Genomic DNA, 16,431 nt, shown 5'->3' on the forward strand with positions numbered 1-16,431 from the left:
ACGCATGTTGCTCGGTGTCTGAGCCCGATTGACACGGGCGCCAGGGTAGCCGGCCTCGGCGAGGTCGCGCCGGGCGGCGTCCAGCCTCGTTCTTGCGGGCTGGTTCAGAAAGTAGGCGAGGGTGATTATGACGGCGATCCCGACTGGAACCGTGATCCACGGGGAAACTGCTCGGCGTGGCGTCTTGGGGGGCATAAGACCGACGATAGCCAAGCGGACGCTGTCCGGCCAGCTGTTGCGTCTCCCGGCCTAACCTTCCCGCAGGCGGCCCTCCCCGTAAGTCCCCGTTAACCTTGAAGCCGCAAGGCTGCCGCAAAGGTCGGGGACTCTGTCACAAAGCCCGGCGTCCCCGCTGGCTGTCCCTCGCCGCCTCTAGGAGCGCCCCATGCATCGCCGCCAACTGATCCTTTCCGGCCTGGCCACCGCCGCCGGCGCCTCGTCCGTCGGGGCCTGCGCCACGGCTCCGGCCAACCCGAATTATCCGATCCGTTCGGACAATACGGCGCCGGCCTACAGCTTCGACGAACTGGTCGCGGCCGGGTCCAAGGAGCTGGGCATCGCGGCCGAGGTCGTGGGCGGCGCCATCGAGCGGGTCTTCGCCGACCAGGGCGACCGCCCCACGGCCTATATCGCCGGCGAAGAAGGGTCCGGCGCCGTGGTCGTGGGCGCGCGTTATGGGCGGGGCGCTTTGCATATGAAGGACCTGTCGGCCTCGCAGGAGGTGTTCTGGCAGGGGGCTTCGATCGGCTGGGACTGGGGCGGCAACGCCAGCCGGGTCTTCACCCTGGTGTACGGCCTGTATCACCCCGACATGATCTATCGTCGCTATCCGGGGGTCGAAGGTTCGGCCTATCTGATCGCCGGCCTGGGCGTGAACTATCAGCAGGCCGACGGCATCGTCCTGGCCCCCATCCGCACCGGCGTCGGGCTGCGTCTGGGCGCCAATGTCGGCACCATGAGCTACAGCCGTCAGCGCAACCTGCTGCCGTTTTAAGCGCGCTATGCGCGCGACCGCATTCACCCGTCATCCTCGGGCTCGACCCGAGGATGACGGCGTGATCAACTCACCAATCGCAACGGCGGCGGCGTCTCCAGCATCGTCGCCAGCCCCTCGCGCCAGGTCGGATATTTCGGACGCCAGCCCAGTTCCGCCTTGGCCAGGGCGTTCGAGACCCGTTTGGAATCCAGATAGAAGCGCCGCATGGCCTCGCTGACGCTGTCGTCGGTCCAGTCGATCTCGGGCGGGCGCGGCAGGCCCATTTTCGCGGCGGCCCATTCCACCACCACATCGGCTGCGGCGGGTTCGTCGTCGGTCAGATTGTAGGCGGCGCCGGGCCGCGGCCGGTCCATCGAGGCGAACAGGGCCGAGACCACATCGTCCACATGGATGCGGTTGAAGACCTGGTCCGGTTTGCGCACCAGTCTGGCCGTCCCGTCGCGCAGCCGTTCGACCACGCTGCGGCCGGGGCCATAGAAGCCCGGCAGGCGGAAGATTTGCACCGTCAGCCCCATGCCCTGACCGCCGTCCAGCCAGTCGCGCTCGACCCGCACCCGCCGCGCGCCCTCCAGGCTGGCGGCGTTCAGCGGTCCGTCCTCGAACACCCAGCCCCCGGCCCGGTCGCCATAGACGCTGGTCGAGGAGACGTATCCGATCCAGTCGGGCCAGGCCTGGGACGCCACCGGCCCCAGGGCGCGCAGACCGGGGCAGCCGTGGGCGTCGGGCGCGGCCGTGACCAGAACCGCCGTGGCGGCCTCCAGCGCGGTCTTCAGGGCCTCGGGATCGGCGGGGTCGATCGCCGTGATCCCCTCGGCCGACAGGGACCGGCGGCGTTCGGCGTCGCGCGAGGTGGCGACGGCCCGCCCGCCGCGCCGGATCGCCTCCAGCGCCGCCGCCCGGCCCAGATAGCCGCCGCCGAAGACCAGCAGGCACGGCTCGCGGCCGGACGAAGGAGCGGGGGCGGCGTCGGGCATCGATCTACTCAGGCAGACAGGACTTGGGGCGGCGCATACGGCCGCGCTTCATTTTCCAGCGCCTCGGCCCGGCGTTGGTTCCAGGCGGAGACACAGGGCACCCGCGTCAGGTCGGCCCGGTCGGCGTAGTGGCGGGCGATCTCCGTCACCTCGTCCATCAGGCCCTGGGCCAGGGTGATGGGCTTCAGCCCCAGGTCGCGAAACTGGTCGTTGGCGACGACCAGGTCGTTCTCGTCGGCCTCCTGGCGCGGATTGGCGACGTTGTGGACCACGGCGCCGGTCTTGTCGGCGATCATGGCGGCCAGGTCGCGGACCCGGCGGCTTTCGGTCATCTGGTTCAGGATCTTGACCCGATCGCCACGCTTGGGCGGGTTTTTCAGGGCCAGTTCGACGCAGCGCACCGTGTCCTGGATATGGATGAAGGCCCGCGTCTGGCCGCCCGATCCGTGGACCGTCAGCGGATAGCCGACCGCCGCCTGCATCAGGAATCGGTTCAGCACCGTGCCATAGTCGCCGTCATAGTCGAACCGGTTGATCAGCCGCTCGTCCAGCTTGGTCTCGACCGTCTGCGTCCCCCAGACGATGCCCTGGTGCAGGTCGGTGATCCGCAAGGCGTCGTTGCGGGCGTAGAACTGGAACAGCAGGGCGTCCTGCGTCTTGGTCATGTGATAGATGCTGCCCGGATTGGGCGGGAACAGGATCTCCTGTTCGGCGGGGCCGTGGTCGGTGTCCACCGTCACCTTCAGATAGCCCTCGGGGATGCGCAGGCCGGCGGTGCCGTAGCCATAGACCCCCATGGTGCCCAGGTGGGCCAGATGCACGTCCAGCCCGCTTTCGACGATGGCGGCCAGCAGGTGGTTGGTCGCGTTGATGTTGTTGTCGACGGTGTAGAGCTTGTGCCGCGCCGACTTCATCGAATAGGGGGCCGCCCGCTGTTCGGCGAAATGCACCACGCTGTCGGGCGCCAGGTCGCGGATCAGGGCGACCAGCCGGTCGAACTCCTTGCCGACCGTCATGTTGACGAAGCCGATGTCGCGGCCCGACACCTCTTTCCAGGCCTTGATCCGCTCGCCCATGGTGCGGATCGGCGTCAGGGACTGGACCTCCAGCTCGTTGTCGATGTTGCGCCGGCTCAGGTTGTCGACGACGGTCACGTCCCAACCTTTGGCCGACAGGTGCAGGGCCGTCGGCCAGCCGCAGAAACCGTCGCCGCCCAGAACCAGAACGCGCATGAAAAAAGCCTCGTCGTCGTCGCAAAGGTCATGCCTAGCCCAGCGGAGGGCCATCGGCAAAGCGGGGCTGTTAGGCGTGGGGTGCGACGCTTTGACGAAAACCCCTTGGAATGGGACGGCGCACAGGCTAAGTCTCCTTCGTCTCCCACTCAAACGCAGCTTTCCGGGCCTACACCCGTCTGTTCGCGGCTTGAGCCGATCATGACGGTCGGTCCCGAAAGGACCGGCGCACCATGCGGGCGACAAGGCATTCCGACAGTTCGACAATCGGGGATCGGCCCCGAGCGAGACGGAACCACGAAACGGACGGACCCGGCCGCTGGCCTGGGCTCCATCCCTGCACACGGTAGCGCGAATGAGAGATTTCAAGGGCATGAAGCGTCAGCGCGGACGCAATCGGAACAAGGCGGGCGCCTCAAACGCCAACAGCGCCAATCCGAATCGTTCGTGGGACTCGCAAGGCCCCGAAAACATCAAGGTCCGGGGCAACGCCCAGACCGTGTATGAGCGCTATCAGCAGCTCGCCCGCGACGCCTCGTCCGGCGGCGACCGGGTGCTGGCCGAAAACTATCAGCAGCACGCCGAACACTATTACCGCGTCCTGCGCGCGCTTCAGCCGCAGCGGTCCTTCTCCGACATCGCCGCGCGCGAACAGTCGAACCAGGGCTTCGACATCGATTTCGAGGACGAATCCGGCGCCCAGGCCGCCGCCTTCGTCGCCGCCCAGCAGGCCGCCGACCGTCAGAACCAGGACGGCGCCGAGCGCGACCAGACCCAGAACCGCGACCGCAACGACCGGGACCAAAACCGGGATCGCGATTTCAACCGCGACCGCGACCCATCCCAGAATCGCGACCGGGATCGTGATCGTGACCGGGATCAGACCCAAAACCGTGATCAGAACCGTGATCGCGACCGCGACCAGAACCGCGACGCTCAGCCGCCGCGGGAACCCCGCGAGCCGCGCGAAGACGGCGAGGCCCGCGCCGAGGGCGAGGGCGGTCGCCGCGAGAGCCGTCGCGAACGCTGGGAGCGTCGCCGCGAGGAACGCAACCGCCGCTTCGAAGGCCAGGAGAATGCAGGTTCGGACGAAGCCGCCGACGGCGTCAAGCAGGACGCCGCGCCCGTGGCCGAGCGCGCCGAGCCGGTGGTCGACTCGCCTGCCGTCGAGGGTCCGGCCGCAGAGGAGCGGCCCGCTCGCCGCACCCGTCGTCCGGCCGCCGCCGCCGCAGCCTCGGATGACGACGCCCCGACCGCCCTGCCGGGCTTCCTGACCCGTTCGTCCGCCCCCGCGCCCGCCGCCGAGGCGGCCGCGGACGCCGAAGCCGCGCCGCGTCGCCGCGCCCCGCGCCGCAAGGTCGAGGCTGTCGCCGACGGCGAAGACTGAGGCGCGCCCTGATCCGATGGGCGTGCGGCCTTGACGGCGGCCGCCCATACGGCGCCTAAAGGGACGACTTCGCCATAAGGCCCGGCCCTCCAGAGCGTCGGGCCCGACCAGCGTTAAGGGAAGCTTTGATGCGTCAGTTCGTTCAGTCTCGCCCGACCGTCCGCACCCTCGTCCGGGGTCTCGCCCTGACCGCCGTGGTCGCCGTCGCGGCCTGCGCCTCGACCCCGCCGCCTCCACCGCCCCCGCCGCCGCCCGGCGGCTCCGGCGCGGTGCTGATGGACTGGCGCGGCGTCATCACCGCGGCGGACCGCGACCGGTATCAGCGTCGCGACGCCGCCTGGACCCTGGCCCTGCAACAGGCGGCTCGCCAGCGTGGATCCGGCGATCTGAACAGTCTGGGCGATCTGATCGATCCCAGGGCCGGCCGCGCCGACGTGGCGCCGCCGCCCGGAAACTACCGCTGCCGCACCGTCAAACTGGGCTCCCAGGGCGGCGAGGATGGTCTGGGCTATGTGATCTACGGCTGGTTCGCCTGCCGCATCGAACAGACCTCGCGCGGCCTGAAGTTCACCAAATTGACGGGGTCGCAGCGTCCGTCGGGCCTGTTGTTCCCCGAGAACGACCGCCACATGCTGCTGCTCGGCTCCATGGCCCTGGCCCAGGAGCCGGCCGCCAACTCCTACGGCCGCAATCCCGACCGCGACATGGTCGCCGTGCTGGAACGGATCGGCGAGGCGCGCTGGCGGCTGGTCCTGCCCTGGCCGCAGTATGAGTCCAATCTGGATCTGATCGAACTGGTCCCCGCCAGCGGCGGCTGACTGAACCTTGCGGCGGCTCGGCCGTTAGGGGGGCGTATCCCACGGAAGCTCGATCATGCGCCGCACCCCGCTCGTCTTCGCCCTCGCCGCCACCGCCGCCCTTGCAGCCTGTGGTGAAAACAGCCCGAACAGCGCGGCTGAGATTTCCCCCGCCGTCTCCGAACCCGCCGCAGGCGTGCCGGCCCGCGCCGCGCCGCCCGCCCGGGCGACGCCCGAACAGCAGGCGGCGACCCCGACCGGCGGGGTCCAGGGCGGGACCGACAACTGGCGCAGCGTCTCTACGCCGGGGGACGCCAGCCTGCTGGGGCGGCTCGATCAGGCCTGGCGCATGAGCCGCGCCGAGGCGGAAACGGCCGGCTTCGCCCGTCAGGTCGAGGCCCTGGGGCCTCTGGTCGATCCCAACGCCGCCCAGACGGGCCAGCTTCAGCCCGCGCCCGGCGACTACCGCTGTCGCACAATCAAGCTGGGACGCCACGCCGAGGGCCAGGGCGCCGCCTTTGTCGAACAGCCCTGGGCCGCCTGTTCGGTGGAGATGACCCCCGGCGGCGATCTGATCCTGGCCAAGACCGCCGGGGCGCAGCGGATGCGCGGCCTGCTTTATCCGGATACGGATCGTCGCCTGGTCTATGTCGGAGCCCAGGCCGTGGGCGAGGCGCAGAAGACCGTGCCCGCCTATGGCCAAGACACCGCACGCGACCAGGTCGGGGTGCTGGAACGGATCGGCCAGAACCGCTGGCGGCTGGTCCTGCCCTGGCCCAGGCAGGACGCCAAGCTGGAGCTGGTCGAGATCACGCGCTGATCGGCTAGACCCGCGTCAGCTTCAGATCCTGGTAGTCGTAGGAGAAGTCGATGTCGGGCGACACGCCCTTCATCGTCGCCGTGGCCGGCTTGGCGGTCTGGATGTTGAAGGTGACGAAGGCGTCCTCCTCGCGCTTGTCCGGGAACCGGGTGCGGAAGGTTTCGCCGTCATAGGGTTCCAGCCAGCCTTGCAGCGCCGGGGTGTGGGTGAAGGTCAGCCACAGGCCAGGCTTCCGGTCGCGGCCCCTCCCGCGAGTCTTCGGCACGATGGTGATGTCGCCGTACCAAGGATCGCGCCAGGTTCCGGCATAGGCCTCCAACGGCATGCTCGGCGCCGCGCCCGCCGCCTGTTTGGCGTCGATCTCGGCGGCGGCGGCGATGGATTTCACATTGCCCTCGGCCTCCAGCCGTTTGGAGTCCGCGATCCAGTCCACATCGACCTTGCCCATGCACAGGTCGGCGATCCCCGACCGCAGGGCGCGCAGCAGGAAGCTTTCCTCGGCGTTCGAGAAGATGCTGAAACCGGTCTTGCGGCCGGGGATCAGCACCGTGGCCGAAATCCCGCCGGGCGAGCCGCCGCCGTGGCTGATCAGTCGCTCGCCGCGATAGTCCTGAACCTGCAACCCCATCGCATAGGTCGAGGCGATGGCCCGGTTCGGCAGTTCCGCCGTCGGTCCGGGCGAGCTTCCGACGATGATGTTCGGCTTGAACATCTCGCGCGCCGCCGCTTCCGAGAACAGCCGGGTTCCGTCGGGCAGCAGGCCGTCGTTCAGCCGTACGGCGATCCACTTGGCCCAGTCGGTCGGGGTGGTGCAGATTCCGCCCGCCGCCGCCGCCGAATCCCAGTTCCACACCTCGACGATCGAGTCTGCGATCGGCGTCATCGCCCCCTGATAACGCAGCGGCGGTCCGACCCGGCCATGGGGCAGGGCGGACCTGGCCGGATCGGCCAGCCGCGCCAGGGGCACGGTCTCGCTCATGCCGACCCGGTCCAGGATGCGGGTCTGGATGAAGTCTTCCCAGGTCAGGCCCGACACCGCCTCGATCACCGCCCCGGCGACCACGAACATCAGGTTGCAATAGTGATAGCGCGCCCGGAACCCGTCCTCGATGGGCACGAAGGCGGCCTGGGCCAGGACCTCGGCGCGGGTCCGGTCGCTGTTGGGCCAGAACAGCAGGTCGCCGGCGCCCAGGCCGAACCCGGCGCGGTGGCTCAGGGTGTCGCGCACCGTGATGTGTTCGCCGATATAGGGGTCCGACAGGGTGAAGCCGGGCAGATAGGTGCGAACGGGCGCGTCCCACGCCACCTTGCCCTCGTCGACCAGGATGGCCAGGGCGGCGGCGGTGACGTTCTTGGTGTTCGACGCGATGGCGAACAGGGTGTGTTCGTCCGCACGGGCGGGCTTGCCCTGAAGCTTCACGCCGTAACCGCGCGTCAGCACCGGCGTTCCGTCCTTGACCACGGCGATCCCCAACGCCGGCTGGTCGGGCCAGGCCGCCATGGCCTGGGTCACATAGGCGTCCACCGCCTCGGCCAGACCCGCATCGTCATTGGCCGCCAGCGCCCAGACGGGACCGCCGGCGGCTTGGGCCGCCAGCGCCGCCGCGCCTCCGGAAGCGAACAGGGAACGGCGCGACAGGCGAAGGGACATCAGGAAAGGCTCCGGCGAAGACTGCCGTGACGCTAACGCGCCTTTCCCCTCTAGACCAGCCGCCAGGCCTGCAGATGGTCCAGCACGTCGGCGACGATCTGGTGGCGGGTGAAGCCGGTCACGTCGCGCGGCCGGGTCCCCTCTCCGGTCTGGGCCGTCATGCGCCACTCGATGGCGCGGCGCCCCTCCGGCGCGTCCAAGGGGGTGATGGCGGGGAGGGGGCGCGACCGTGCGCCCAGTCGGTACAGGAAGTCGCGGCCCTCGGCGTGGGGCACGACCAGCCAGACCGCCTGTTCGTCCGCCTCGACCCGGCTCTGGTCCAGGCCTTCGGCGACGAGGGCCTCGCGCACCTCGGTCAGGGCGGGGACGCCGTGACGCTGCATCTGGCGGGCGATGTCGCGGCGGCTGGCCGGGGCGAAGATCCGCTTCAACCGCTCGCCCAGCGGCGGCGTCTCGGTCTCGACCGTCTCGCCCTTCAGGTCGGCGTTCATCTGCCGGATCAGGGCCAGACACAGCAGGATGATGATGACGGTGAAGGGCAGGGCGGCCATCAGTGTGGCGGCCTGGAGCGCGCTCAGCCCGCCCGCCAGCAGCAAGGCCGCCGCCGTCAGTCCCTCCAGCGTGCACCAGTAGACCCGCTGCCAGCGCGGCGTGTCGTCCGCCCCGCCCGAGGCGATGGTGTCGATCACCAGCGACCCGCTGTCGGCCGAGGTGACGAAGAAGACCGCCACCAGCAGCACCGCCAGGGTCGAGGTGATCGCCGCCCCCGGCAGGTTCTCCAGGAAGTGGAAGATGGCGGTCGACAGATCGGTCTGCACCGCCTGCGAAATCGCGCCCGCCGCCTGGCCCATGTCCAGGCTGATGGCCGTGTTTCCGAACACCGTCATCCACAGGAAGGTGAAGCCGGTCGGGACCAGCAGCACGCCGATGATGAACTGCCGCACTGTCCGGCCGCGCGAGATTCGGGCGATGAACATACCGACGAACGGCGACCAGGCGATCCACCAGGCCCAGTAGAACAGGGTCCAGTTGGCCATCCAGCCGCGCGGCTCATAGGCGTAGAGGTTGAAGGTGCGGACGAAGAAATGGTCCAGGTACAGGCCGAAATTCTGCACCAGGGCCTTCAGCAGAAAGCCCGTCGGCCCGACCACCAGCACGAACAGCATCAGCAGCACGGCCAGGACCAGGTTCAGCTCCGACAGGCGCCGCACCCCCTTGTCCAGCCCGGTCAGGACCGAGGCGGTCGCCGCCGCCATGACCAGGGCGATCAGCCCCACCTGCATCCAGGGCGTATTGGGCAGGCCGGTCAGATAGTTCAGGCCGCTGTTGATCTGGGACACGCCCAGGCCCAGCGAGGTGGCGATGCCGAACAGGGTGCCGCAGATGGCGAAGATGTCGACGGCGTCGCCGATCGGCCCGTTGATCCGCTTGCCCAGCAACGGCGACAGCCCGGACCGCAGCGTCAGCGGCAGCCCCTTGCGGTGCGCGAAATAGGCCAGGCTCAGCCCCACCATGGCATAGACGGCCCAGGCGTGGACGCCCCAGTGGGTGAAGGTGATGACCATGGCCTCGCGCGCGGCGTCCAGGGTGCCGGGCGCGGCCTCGGGCGGGGCGGCGTAATGCTGGATCGGCTCGGCGACGGCGAAATACATCAGACCGATGCCCATGCCGGCGGCGAACAGCATGGCCAGCCAGGAGACATAGGGGAAGTCGGGCTCGGCGTCGTCGGGCCCCAGCTTCAGCCGCCCCATCGGCCCCAGGGCCAGATAGGCCGCCACCGCCAGGGAGCCGGCGACCGAGGCGACATAGAACCAGCCGAAGGTGTCGATCACCCAGGCCTGAGCGCGGCCGAAGAACAGGTCCGAGGCGCCGGGCGCGACCAGGGCGACCAGCAGCAGGGCCCCGGCTATGGCGCTCGCGCCCCAGAAGACGCGCGGGTTCATCTTGGATCTCAGCATCGGCTGAAAGCGTATGGCGAAGCTGGAGGTTCCAGCCCCGCCGCGCGGAAGGCGACCGGCGGCGAACGCCCCGCGATTGGACCCGCCCCCCGAGGCGGCCTAGGCCTCGGGCCGGAGGCATGGATGGGATTTCTGACGAACGGGCCGGTCGATCCAGGCGTGATCCTGCCGTTTCTGGCGGCGGTCGTCCTGATCGAGCTGACGCCCGGTCCCAACATGGGCTGGCTGGCGCGGGTGTCCCTGTCGCAGGGCCGCACGGCGGGGCTGGCGGCCGTGGTGGGCATCACCCTGGGCCTGACCCTGTGGATGCTGGCCGCCGCCTTCGGCCTGACCGAGATCGTGCTGGCCTGGCCGGCCCTGTATCAGGCCATTCGGTGGGCGGGCGTGGGGTTTCTGTTCTGGCTCGCCTGGGAAGCCTGGAAGGGCGAGGGCGGTCCGGCCCGCCCGGCGCCCCAGACGCGTGATCGTCGTCGAGCGCTTTTCCTGCGGGGCCTGACCGCCAATCTGCTGAATCCGAAGGCGGCGCTGTTCTATATCGCCCTGCTGCCGGGCTTCATGCGTCAGGACTACGGCCCGGCCCTGCCCAGGCGCTGACCCTGGGCGGGATGCATGTGGCGGTCAGCGTGGCGATTCACGGCCTGATCGTCGTCACCGCAGCCCGCGTGAGCCGTTTGGGCGCCGTCAACCAGGGCGCAGGCGGCCGCGCCCTGATGGCGGGCGGGCTGGTGCTGATCGCGGCCTGGACGGCCTGGGAGACGCGGCTCTAGGCCGGCTCGCGTCTGCGGCCCGGCCGTCGGCCAGGGACGACAGACGGCGCCGCCGCAATTGATTCCGGTCAAGGCGAACCCTCGACCGTCGGGGGCTCTTGTGTGGCCGGTTCAACACACCCACTTCCTCTGGCGAACGGACGCGTCGCTTGCTCCAGAGGGCGCGTCGGACCATTTCCGCCTCACGAGGGGACACGACACGATGAATCTCGATCTCTACTCCGACCGCGCCAAACAGGCCGTCCAGTCCGCCCAGTCTCTGGCCCTGGCCCGCCGCCACCAGCAGTTCGCCCCCGAACACCTGTTGAAGGTGCTGCTGGAGGAGCGCGACGGCCTGGCCCGCAACCTGATCACCGCCGCCGGCGGCGACGCCAAACGCGCCGAGGCCGACACCGAGACCGCGCTGAAGAAGCGCGCCCAGGTCACCGGCGGCTCGGGCCAGCTCTATCTGGACGGCGACACCGCCCGCGTCTTCGCCGCCGCCGAGGAAGCCTCGAAATCCGCCGGCGACGCCTTCGTCACCACCGAACGCCTGCTGGCCGCCCTGGCGCGCGAGGGCGGGGTCGCCGCCGAGGTGCTGAAGGCCTCGGGCGCCACCGCCGACAAGCTGGACGCCGCCATCGCCGAGGTGCGCAAGGGCAAGACCGCCGACAGCGCCGCCGCCGAGGACGGTTATGACGCCCTGAAACGCTACGCCCGCGACCTGACCCTGGCCGCCCGCGACGGCAAGATCGACCCGGTCATCGGCCGCGACGAGGAAATCCGTCGCACCATCCAGGTCCTGGCCCGCCGCACCAAGAACAACCCGGTCCTGATCGGCGAACCCGGCGTGGGCAAGACCGCCATCGTCGAGGGCCTGGCCCTGCGCATCGTCAACGGCGACGTGCCCGAGAGCCTGCGCGACAAGACGGTGATGGCCCTCGACATGGGCTCCCTGATCGCCGGCGCCAAATACCGGGGCGAGTTCGAGGAACGGCTGAAGGCCGTCCTGTCCGAGGTCTCGGCGGCCGAGGGCGGCATCGTCCTGTTCATCGACGAGATGCACACCCTGGTCGGCGCCGGCAAGGGCGACGGCGCCATGGACGCCTCCAACCTGCTGAAACCGGCGCTTGCGCGCGGCGAACTGCACTGCGTCGGCGCCACCACCCTGGATGAATACAGGAAGCACGTCGAAAAGGACGCCGCCCTGGCCCGCCGCTTCCAGCCGGTCTTCGTCTCCGAACCGACGGTCGAGGACACGGTCTCCATCCTGCGCGGCCTGAAGGAGAAGTACGAGGTCCACCACGGGGTCCGCATCTCCGACAGCGCCATCGTCGCCGCCGCCACCCTGTCGAACCGCTACATCACCGACCGCTTCCTGCCGGACAAGGCCATCGACCTGATCGACGAGGCCGCCAGCCGCGTGCGCATGGCCGTGGACTCCAAGCCCGAGTCCCTGGACGAGATCGACCGCCGCCTGGTCCAGCTGAAGATCGAGCGCGAGGCTCTGAAGAAGGAGACCGACCAGGCTTCCCAGCACCGGCTGGAAAAGCTGGAGGACGAGATCGCCGATCTGGAAGGCCAGTCCGACGACCTGACCACCCAGTGGAAGGCCGAAAAGGACAAGGTCGGCCAGGGCGCCCAGCTGCGTGAAACCCTGGACCGCCTGCGTCTGGAACTGACCAACGCCCAACGCGCCGGCGACCTCGGCCGCGCCTCCGAAATCGCCTACGGCCAGATCCCCCAGATCGAAAAACAACTGGCCGAGGCCGAGGCCAATGAAACCTCCGGCAAGGGCCCCCTGACGCCAGAAGTCGTCGACGCCGAACAGATCGCCGCCGTCGTCAGCCGCTGGACCGGCGTCCCGGTCGACAAGATGCTGGAGGGCGAGCGCGAGAAGCTGCTGAAGATGGAAGAGGCCCTGGGCGGCCGCGTGGTGGGTCAGGACGAGGCCCTGGCCGCCGTCTCCGACGCCGTGCGCCGCGCCCGCGCCGGCCTGAACGACCCCAACCGTCCCCTGGGCAGTTTCCTGTTCCTGGGCCCGACCGGCGTGGGCAAGACCGAACTGACCAAGGCCCTGGCCGAGTTCCTGTTCGACGACGAGGCGGCCATCACCCGGCTCGACATGTCCGAATATATGGAGAAGCACAGCGTCTCCCGCCTGATCGGCGCCCCTCCCGGCTATGTCGGCTATGACGAGGGCGGCGCCCTGACCGAGGCCGTGCGCCGCCGCCCCTATCAGGTCGTCCTGTTCGACGAGGTCGAAAAGGCCCACCCCGACGTCTTCAACGTGCTTCTCCAGGTGCTCGACGACGGCCGCCTGACCGACGGTCAGGGCCGCACCATCGACTTCCGCAACACCCTGATCATCATGACCTCCAACCTGGGCAGCCAGTATCTGGCCGAACAGGGCGAGGGCGACGACGTCGAGGCCGTCCGACCCTTCGTCATGGACGCCGTCCGCGCCCACTTCCGGCCCGAGTTCCTGAACCGGATCGACGAGATCATCCTGTTCCACCGCCTGGGCCGCGAACAGATGGGCGGCATCGTGCGGATCCAGCTGTCACGGTTCGAGAAACTGCTGGCCGACCGCCGCCTGAACCTGTCCCTGGACGACGCGGCTTTGGCCTGGCTGGCCGACCGCGGCTACGACCCGGCCTATGGGGCGCGGCCGCTGAAGCGGGTGATCCAGAAGGAGCTGGTGGACCCGATTGCGCGCAAACTGCTGGCCGGCGAGATCGAGGACGGCGGGGTGATCGCCGTCACCGCCGGCGAGGGCGGGTTGGAGATCGGGAAGGCGCAGGTGCATTAGATGTTTGCCCAAGACATTAAAACTCAAAGCGTAAGGGACTTCGTGTTCCCAATCGGAACTGTGGAGAACGGCCTGTTTACACTAAACGGCACCGCATTTTTCATAGGCGGCGATGGTGTTGCCGTAACCGCTGGTCACGTGTGTCGCGATTTGGCTACGGGAAACGATCCCGTGGCGCTTTTTGCAACCGAAAATGGGTTTTTTCCTATTCGTGTATTGGATTTCGAGCAGCATCCGAACGAAGATGTTGCTGTAATCAAGCTAGAAGGAAGTTGGCACTCGATCATCGAAGTCTCGGTAGCATCGGAGAATGCGTCTTGTGAGTATGAGCTTTGGGGATACCCCGAGCGTGTCGCTCATGAGATCCGATCATCTGCAAGAAATGCGGAAGACGCCGCTAATGCAGTCAGGCCTGATCTAATCTACAATAAAGGTTACGTACGGCGGCGGATCAGTCAGCCGATGCCGGTGTCGGTCTATACGGGAGAGTGCTTTTACGAGCTAAGCGAAGTCGCTGGTTCGTGTTGTTCAGGCGCGCCTGTTATCAAGCGGCAGCGAACCCCCGGGCCTTGGCGGGCGTTTGGCGGTTACATTGGCGAGGAGACTGCAAGCGGCCATAATAGTGTTGGCTTTAGCACGCGCTTCGACGCCATAGCGTCATGGATCCCGCGCCTTGTTGGTGTTCCTCTCGGGGATGTTAAGGCGACTGTGCGTTCTTGACCTGAACCTTTCGTCATCCTCCGGCAAGCCGCGTCTTCGCGGCGCAGACCGGGGGACCCAGCGGCGCCGAAGGCGAAATCCATCCGCCGCACGATGCGGGAGCACCTGGTCCGCGACAGGTTCGCGCTCACGCGCGCCGCTGGGTCCCCCGGTTCCGCTTCGCGGCCCGGAGGATGACGAAATGATTTGCGCGGGATAGCATCCACTTTCGGGTAGAGGGCTGGGTCAATGAAATTCACATACGCCTTTGCGGCCCTTGGCTATGAACTCACGTCGCCTAGGACGGATTGGAGCGCTGAGCGCGAAAACGGTGTTTGCCTGTCCCTTTGGTCTCGCGAGATCAGGTGGGGGCGAGGCGAGGGGGCGTTTGACACCCGTCATGACGCAATGCCGATTGACACTTGGAATCACAAACCGGGCTTCAAAAAGCGTTTGCGACATGTCCAGCGCGCGGTCGATGAACTGGGCGGGCGGATCGATGTCGTGTTGGTGTCCGGCCAACCTGGCCACGGCTATGGGGACGCAGACCCCTGGAAGCCTGAGTTGCGCAAGGCGGCTTGGATAATCGAGTACTTCGAACCGGACACGGGGCATTTCGTTGCCCGGATGACGGCCCTTTAATCCCACACCTTTCGTCATCCTCCGGCAAGCCGCGTCTTCGCGGCGCAGACCGGGGGACCCAGCGGCGCCGTCAGGCGAAATCTCTCCGCCGCACGATGCGGGAACACCTGGTTCGCGACAGGTTCGCGCTCACGCGCGCCGGAGGATGACGAAAGAGAGAGGGGCGTGGATGACGAAAGGTCATACGTCGTATAGGTTGTGCGAATGCCGACCCATCGCACCTTCATCGCCACCTATATCATGGCCAGCGGGCGGAACGGGACGCTCTATGTCGGCATGACCGCGAACCTGACGGAGCGGGTGTGGAAGCATCGGACCGGCGCCTTCGACGGCTTCGGCAAGGCCTATGGCTGCACGCGGCTGGTCTGGTTCGAGCAGCACGCCTGGGTGGTGGAGGCCATTCGCCGCGAGAAACGGCTCAAGAAGTGGCTGCGGGACTGGAAGCTGAAGCTGATCGAGGCCGCCAACCCCGATTGGCGCGATCTGGCCGAGGGCTGGTATCCGGTCAATGACCCGAGCTGGACGCCGCCCGTCGAGGATGAGGGCTTCCCCGGTTCCGCTTCGCAGCCCGAAGGGTAACGGGACGCCGCACAGGCGCCAGCGCCCCTAATTCCGCCGACGAACCCGTTGGTTTTCAAAGCTCTGACAAAAATTCACGCCGGTTTCCCTACCAGGGTTCGAAACCGTGGGATGATGACGCCGCGCCTCCGCATCGGGCGGGCGGCGTCGGCGGGAGGGCGGATTTCAGACTATTCAGACTATTCAGACACTGTTTTTTCGGTGCGAGTCTGAAATCTCACTCCTGCGGGATCGGATTGGTCCTCGGGTCCGGGCCGTTGGTGACGACGCGGTCGCGTTCGCCCAGGTCCTTGATCACCTTGACGTCGGCGAAGCCCTGGGCCTCGAACAGGGCCTTGACCTGGGGCCCCTGGTCCCAGCCGATCTCGACGGCGAAGACGCCGCCGGGCTTGAGGATTCGCTTCACCTCGGGGGCCAGGTCGCGATAGGCCTGAAGCCCGTCGGGGCCGCCGTCCAGGGCCAGGTGCGGGTCGTGGTCGCGGACCTCGGGGTCCAGGGTCGGGATATGGTCGGTGGGGATATAGGGGGGGTTGGACAGCACCAGGTCGAAGCTGGCGTCGCCGAAGCCCGCCGCCCATTCGGTGCGCAGGAAGGCGGCGCGGTCGTTCAGGTCCAGGTTGGCGGCGTTCTCCTTGGCCACGGCCAGGGCCTCGGTCGAGATGTCGGTGCCCACGCCGTGGGCCGCCGGCCGCTCGGCCAGCAGGGCCAGCAGGATGGCGCCCGAGCCGGTGCCCAGGTCGATGGCGCTGAAGGCCTGGGTTTTGGCGAAGGCCAGCATGGCCACGTCCATCAGGGTCTCGGTGTCGGGGCGGGGGCTGAGGACGTCGGGGGTGACGTTCAGCATGATCTTCCAGAAGCCCTTCTTGCCGACGATGCGCGACACGGGCTCGCGCTTCAGGCGGCGGTCGATCATGGCCTCATAGGCCGTGTGCTGTTCGGGCGTGACGACGCGGTAGGGGTCCGTCAGAATGTCCATGCGGCTGGCGCCGGCGGCGGCTTCCAGCAGCAGGCGGGCGTCGATGGCGGGGCTGTCGATGCGGCCGCCCTTCAGGCGGGCCTGGGCGGCCTTCCACACGGTCAGCAGGGTCGCGGCGCCGTCGGACGGCTTGGGGGAGAGGGGCTCGGTGGTCATTTCGG

14 protein-coding genes are annotated in these 16,431 nt (G+C 68.2%); 9 read left to right on the forward strand and 5 right to left on the reverse strand.

The window, feature by feature from the left end:
- Positions 1-385 precede the first annotated feature (385 nt).
- A complete protein-coding gene (locus ACP7CK_RS13995; protein WP_292150166.1) occupies positions 386-994 on the forward strand; it encodes a DUF1134 domain-containing protein in 609 nt (202 codons plus the stop codon).
- Between the two features lie 65 nt (positions 995-1,059).
- Here ACP7CK_RS13995 and ACP7CK_RS14000 read toward each other — a convergent pair whose 3' ends face one another.
- A complete protein-coding gene (locus ACP7CK_RS14000; RefSeq protein WP_426026418.1) occupies positions 1,060-1,971 on the reverse strand; it encodes an SDR family NAD(P)-dependent oxidoreductase in 912 nt (303 codons plus the stop codon).
- Between the two features lie 8 nt (positions 1,972-1,979).
- Positions 1,980-3,203, reverse strand: a complete 1,224-nt coding sequence (locus ACP7CK_RS14005; protein WP_008259673.1) for an NAD-dependent epimerase/dehydratase family protein — start codon at positions 3,201-3,203, stop codon at positions 1,980-1,982.
- Positions 3,204-3,558: 355 nt separating this feature from the next.
- Between ACP7CK_RS14005 and ACP7CK_RS14010 the strand changes: the two genes are divergently transcribed.
- The 3 genes from ACP7CK_RS14010 (at position 3,559) to ACP7CK_RS14020 (ending at position 6,207) form a co-directional block, all read left to right on the forward strand.
- Positions 3,559-4,590 (forward strand): DUF4167 domain-containing protein, encoded by a 1,032-nt coding sequence (locus ACP7CK_RS14010; RefSeq protein ID WP_426026419.1) that lies wholly within the window; start codon positions 3,559-3,561, stop codon positions 4,588-4,590.
- Positions 4,591-4,718: 128 nt separating this feature from the next.
- On the forward strand, positions 4,719-5,408 hold the full coding sequence (locus ACP7CK_RS14015) for a DUF4893 domain-containing protein (protein ID WP_426026420.1): 690 nt from the start codon (positions 4,719-4,721) through the stop codon (positions 5,406-5,408).
- A 55-nt stretch (positions 5,409-5,463) separates the two neighbouring features.
- Positions 5,464-6,207 carry a DUF4893 domain-containing protein gene (locus ACP7CK_RS14020; protein WP_426026421.1) on the forward strand — a complete coding sequence of 248 codons (744 nt, stop codon included), beginning with the start codon at positions 5,464-5,466 and terminating at the stop codon, positions 6,205-6,207.
- A gap of 4 nt (positions 6,208-6,211) precedes the next feature.
- Here the strand turns inward: ACP7CK_RS14020 and ACP7CK_RS14025 are convergent, their stop codons facing one another.
- Both ACP7CK_RS14025 and ACP7CK_RS14030 read right to left on the reverse strand, forming a co-directional pair.
- Positions 6,212-7,858, reverse strand: a complete 1,647-nt coding sequence (locus ACP7CK_RS14025) for a serine hydrolase (protein WP_426026422.1) — start codon at positions 7,856-7,858, stop codon at positions 6,212-6,214.
- Between the two features lie 50 nt (positions 7,859-7,908).
- Positions 7,909-9,816, reverse strand: coding sequence for a BCCT family transporter (locus ACP7CK_RS14030; protein WP_426026423.1), 1,908 nt, complete (start codon positions 9,814-9,816; stop codon positions 7,909-7,911).
- Positions 9,817-9,939: 123 nt separating this feature from the next.
- Between ACP7CK_RS14030 and ACP7CK_RS14035 the strand changes: the two genes are divergently transcribed.
- From ACP7CK_RS14035 to ACP7CK_RS14055, 5 genes are all read left to right on the forward strand, one after another.
- Positions 9,940-10,410 carry a LysE family translocator gene (locus ACP7CK_RS14035; RefSeq protein WP_426026424.1) on the forward strand — a complete coding sequence of 157 codons (471 nt, stop codon included), beginning with the start codon at positions 9,940-9,942 and terminating at the stop codon, positions 10,408-10,410.
- A 29-nt stretch (positions 10,411-10,439) separates the two neighbouring features.
- Positions 10,440-10,583 carry a hypothetical protein gene (locus ACP7CK_RS14040; RefSeq protein ID WP_292150626.1) on the forward strand — a complete coding sequence of 48 codons (144 nt, stop codon included), beginning with the start codon at positions 10,440-10,442 and terminating at the stop codon, positions 10,581-10,583.
- A gap of 202 nt (positions 10,584-10,785) precedes the next feature.
- Entirely contained in the window at positions 10,786-13,374 is a 2,589-nt protein-coding gene (gene clpB / locus ACP7CK_RS14045) for an ATP-dependent chaperone ClpB (protein ID WP_426026425.1), read from the forward strand.
- Positions 13,375-14,094 carry a hypothetical protein gene (locus tag ACP7CK_RS14050; protein WP_426026426.1) on the forward strand — a complete coding sequence of 240 codons (720 nt, stop codon included), beginning with the start codon at positions 13,375-13,377 and terminating at the stop codon, positions 14,092-14,094.
- Positions 14,095-14,919: 825 nt separating this feature from the next.
- On the forward strand, positions 14,920-15,294 hold the full coding sequence (locus ACP7CK_RS14055; RefSeq protein ID WP_426026427.1) for a GIY-YIG nuclease family protein: 375 nt from the start codon (positions 14,920-14,922) through the stop codon (positions 15,292-15,294).
- 217 nt (positions 15,295-15,511) lie between these two features.
- Here the strand turns inward: ACP7CK_RS14055 and prmC are convergent, their stop codons facing one another.
- The gene (prmC, locus tag ACP7CK_RS14060) at positions 15,512-16,426 is read right to left on the reverse strand and encodes a peptide chain release factor N(5)-glutamine methyltransferase (RefSeq protein ID WP_154726881.1); all 915 of its coding nucleotides are present in this window, start codon (positions 16,424-16,426) and stop codon (positions 15,512-15,514) included.
- Between the last annotated feature and the right edge of the window lie 5 nt (positions 16,427-16,431).

The organism is Brevundimonas sp. TSRC1-1, assembly GCF_049898245.1.
Classification (GTDB): domain Bacteria; phylum Pseudomonadota; class Alphaproteobacteria; order Caulobacterales; family Caulobacteraceae; genus Brevundimonas; species Brevundimonas mediterranea_A.

Bases quoted from the DNA above. Each gene is read 5' to 3' on its own strand.
- ACP7CK_RS13995 (WP_292150166.1), top strand. From the start codon at position 386: ATGCATCGCCGCCAACTGATCCTTTCCGGCCTGGCCACCGCCGCCGGC.
- ACP7CK_RS14000 (WP_426026418.1), bottom strand. From the start codon at position 1,971: ATGCCCGACGCCGCCCCCGCTCCTTCGTCCGGCCGCGAGCCGTGCCTG.
- ACP7CK_RS14005 (WP_008259673.1), bottom strand. From the start codon at position 3,203: ATGCGCGTTCTGGTTCTGGGCGGCGACGGTTTCTGCGGCTGGCCGACG.
- ACP7CK_RS14010 (WP_426026419.1), top strand. From the start codon at position 3,559: ATGAGAGATTTCAAGGGCATGAAGCGTCAGCGCGGACGCAATCGGAAC.
- ACP7CK_RS14015 (WP_426026420.1), top strand. From the start codon at position 4,719: ATGCGTCAGTTCGTTCAGTCTCGCCCGACCGTCCGCACCCTCGTCCGG.
- ACP7CK_RS14020 (WP_426026421.1), top strand. From the start codon at position 5,464: ATGCGCCGCACCCCGCTCGTCTTCGCCCTCGCCGCCACCGCCGCCCTT.
- ACP7CK_RS14025 (WP_426026422.1), bottom strand. From the start codon at position 7,858: ATGTCCCTTCGCCTGTCGCGCCGTTCCCTGTTCGCTTCCGGAGGCGCG.
- ACP7CK_RS14030 (WP_426026423.1), bottom strand. From the start codon at position 9,816: ATGCTGAGATCCAAGATGAACCCGCGCGTCTTCTGGGGCGCGAGCGCC.
- ACP7CK_RS14035 (WP_426026424.1), top strand. From the start codon at position 9,940: ATGGGATTTCTGACGAACGGGCCGGTCGATCCAGGCGTGATCCTGCCG.
- clpB (WP_426026425.1), top strand. From the start codon at position 10,786: ATGAATCTCGATCTCTACTCCGACCGCGCCAAACAGGCCGTCCAGTCC.
- ACP7CK_RS14050 (WP_426026426.1), top strand. From the start codon at position 13,375: ATGTTTGCCCAAGACATTAAAACTCAAAGCGTAAGGGACTTCGTGTTC.
- ACP7CK_RS14055 (WP_426026427.1), top strand. From the start codon at position 14,920: ATGCCGACCCATCGCACCTTCATCGCCACCTATATCATGGCCAGCGGG.
- prmC (WP_154726881.1), bottom strand. From the start codon at position 16,426: ATGACCACCGAGCCCCTCTCCCCCAAGCCGTCCGACGGCGCCGCGACC.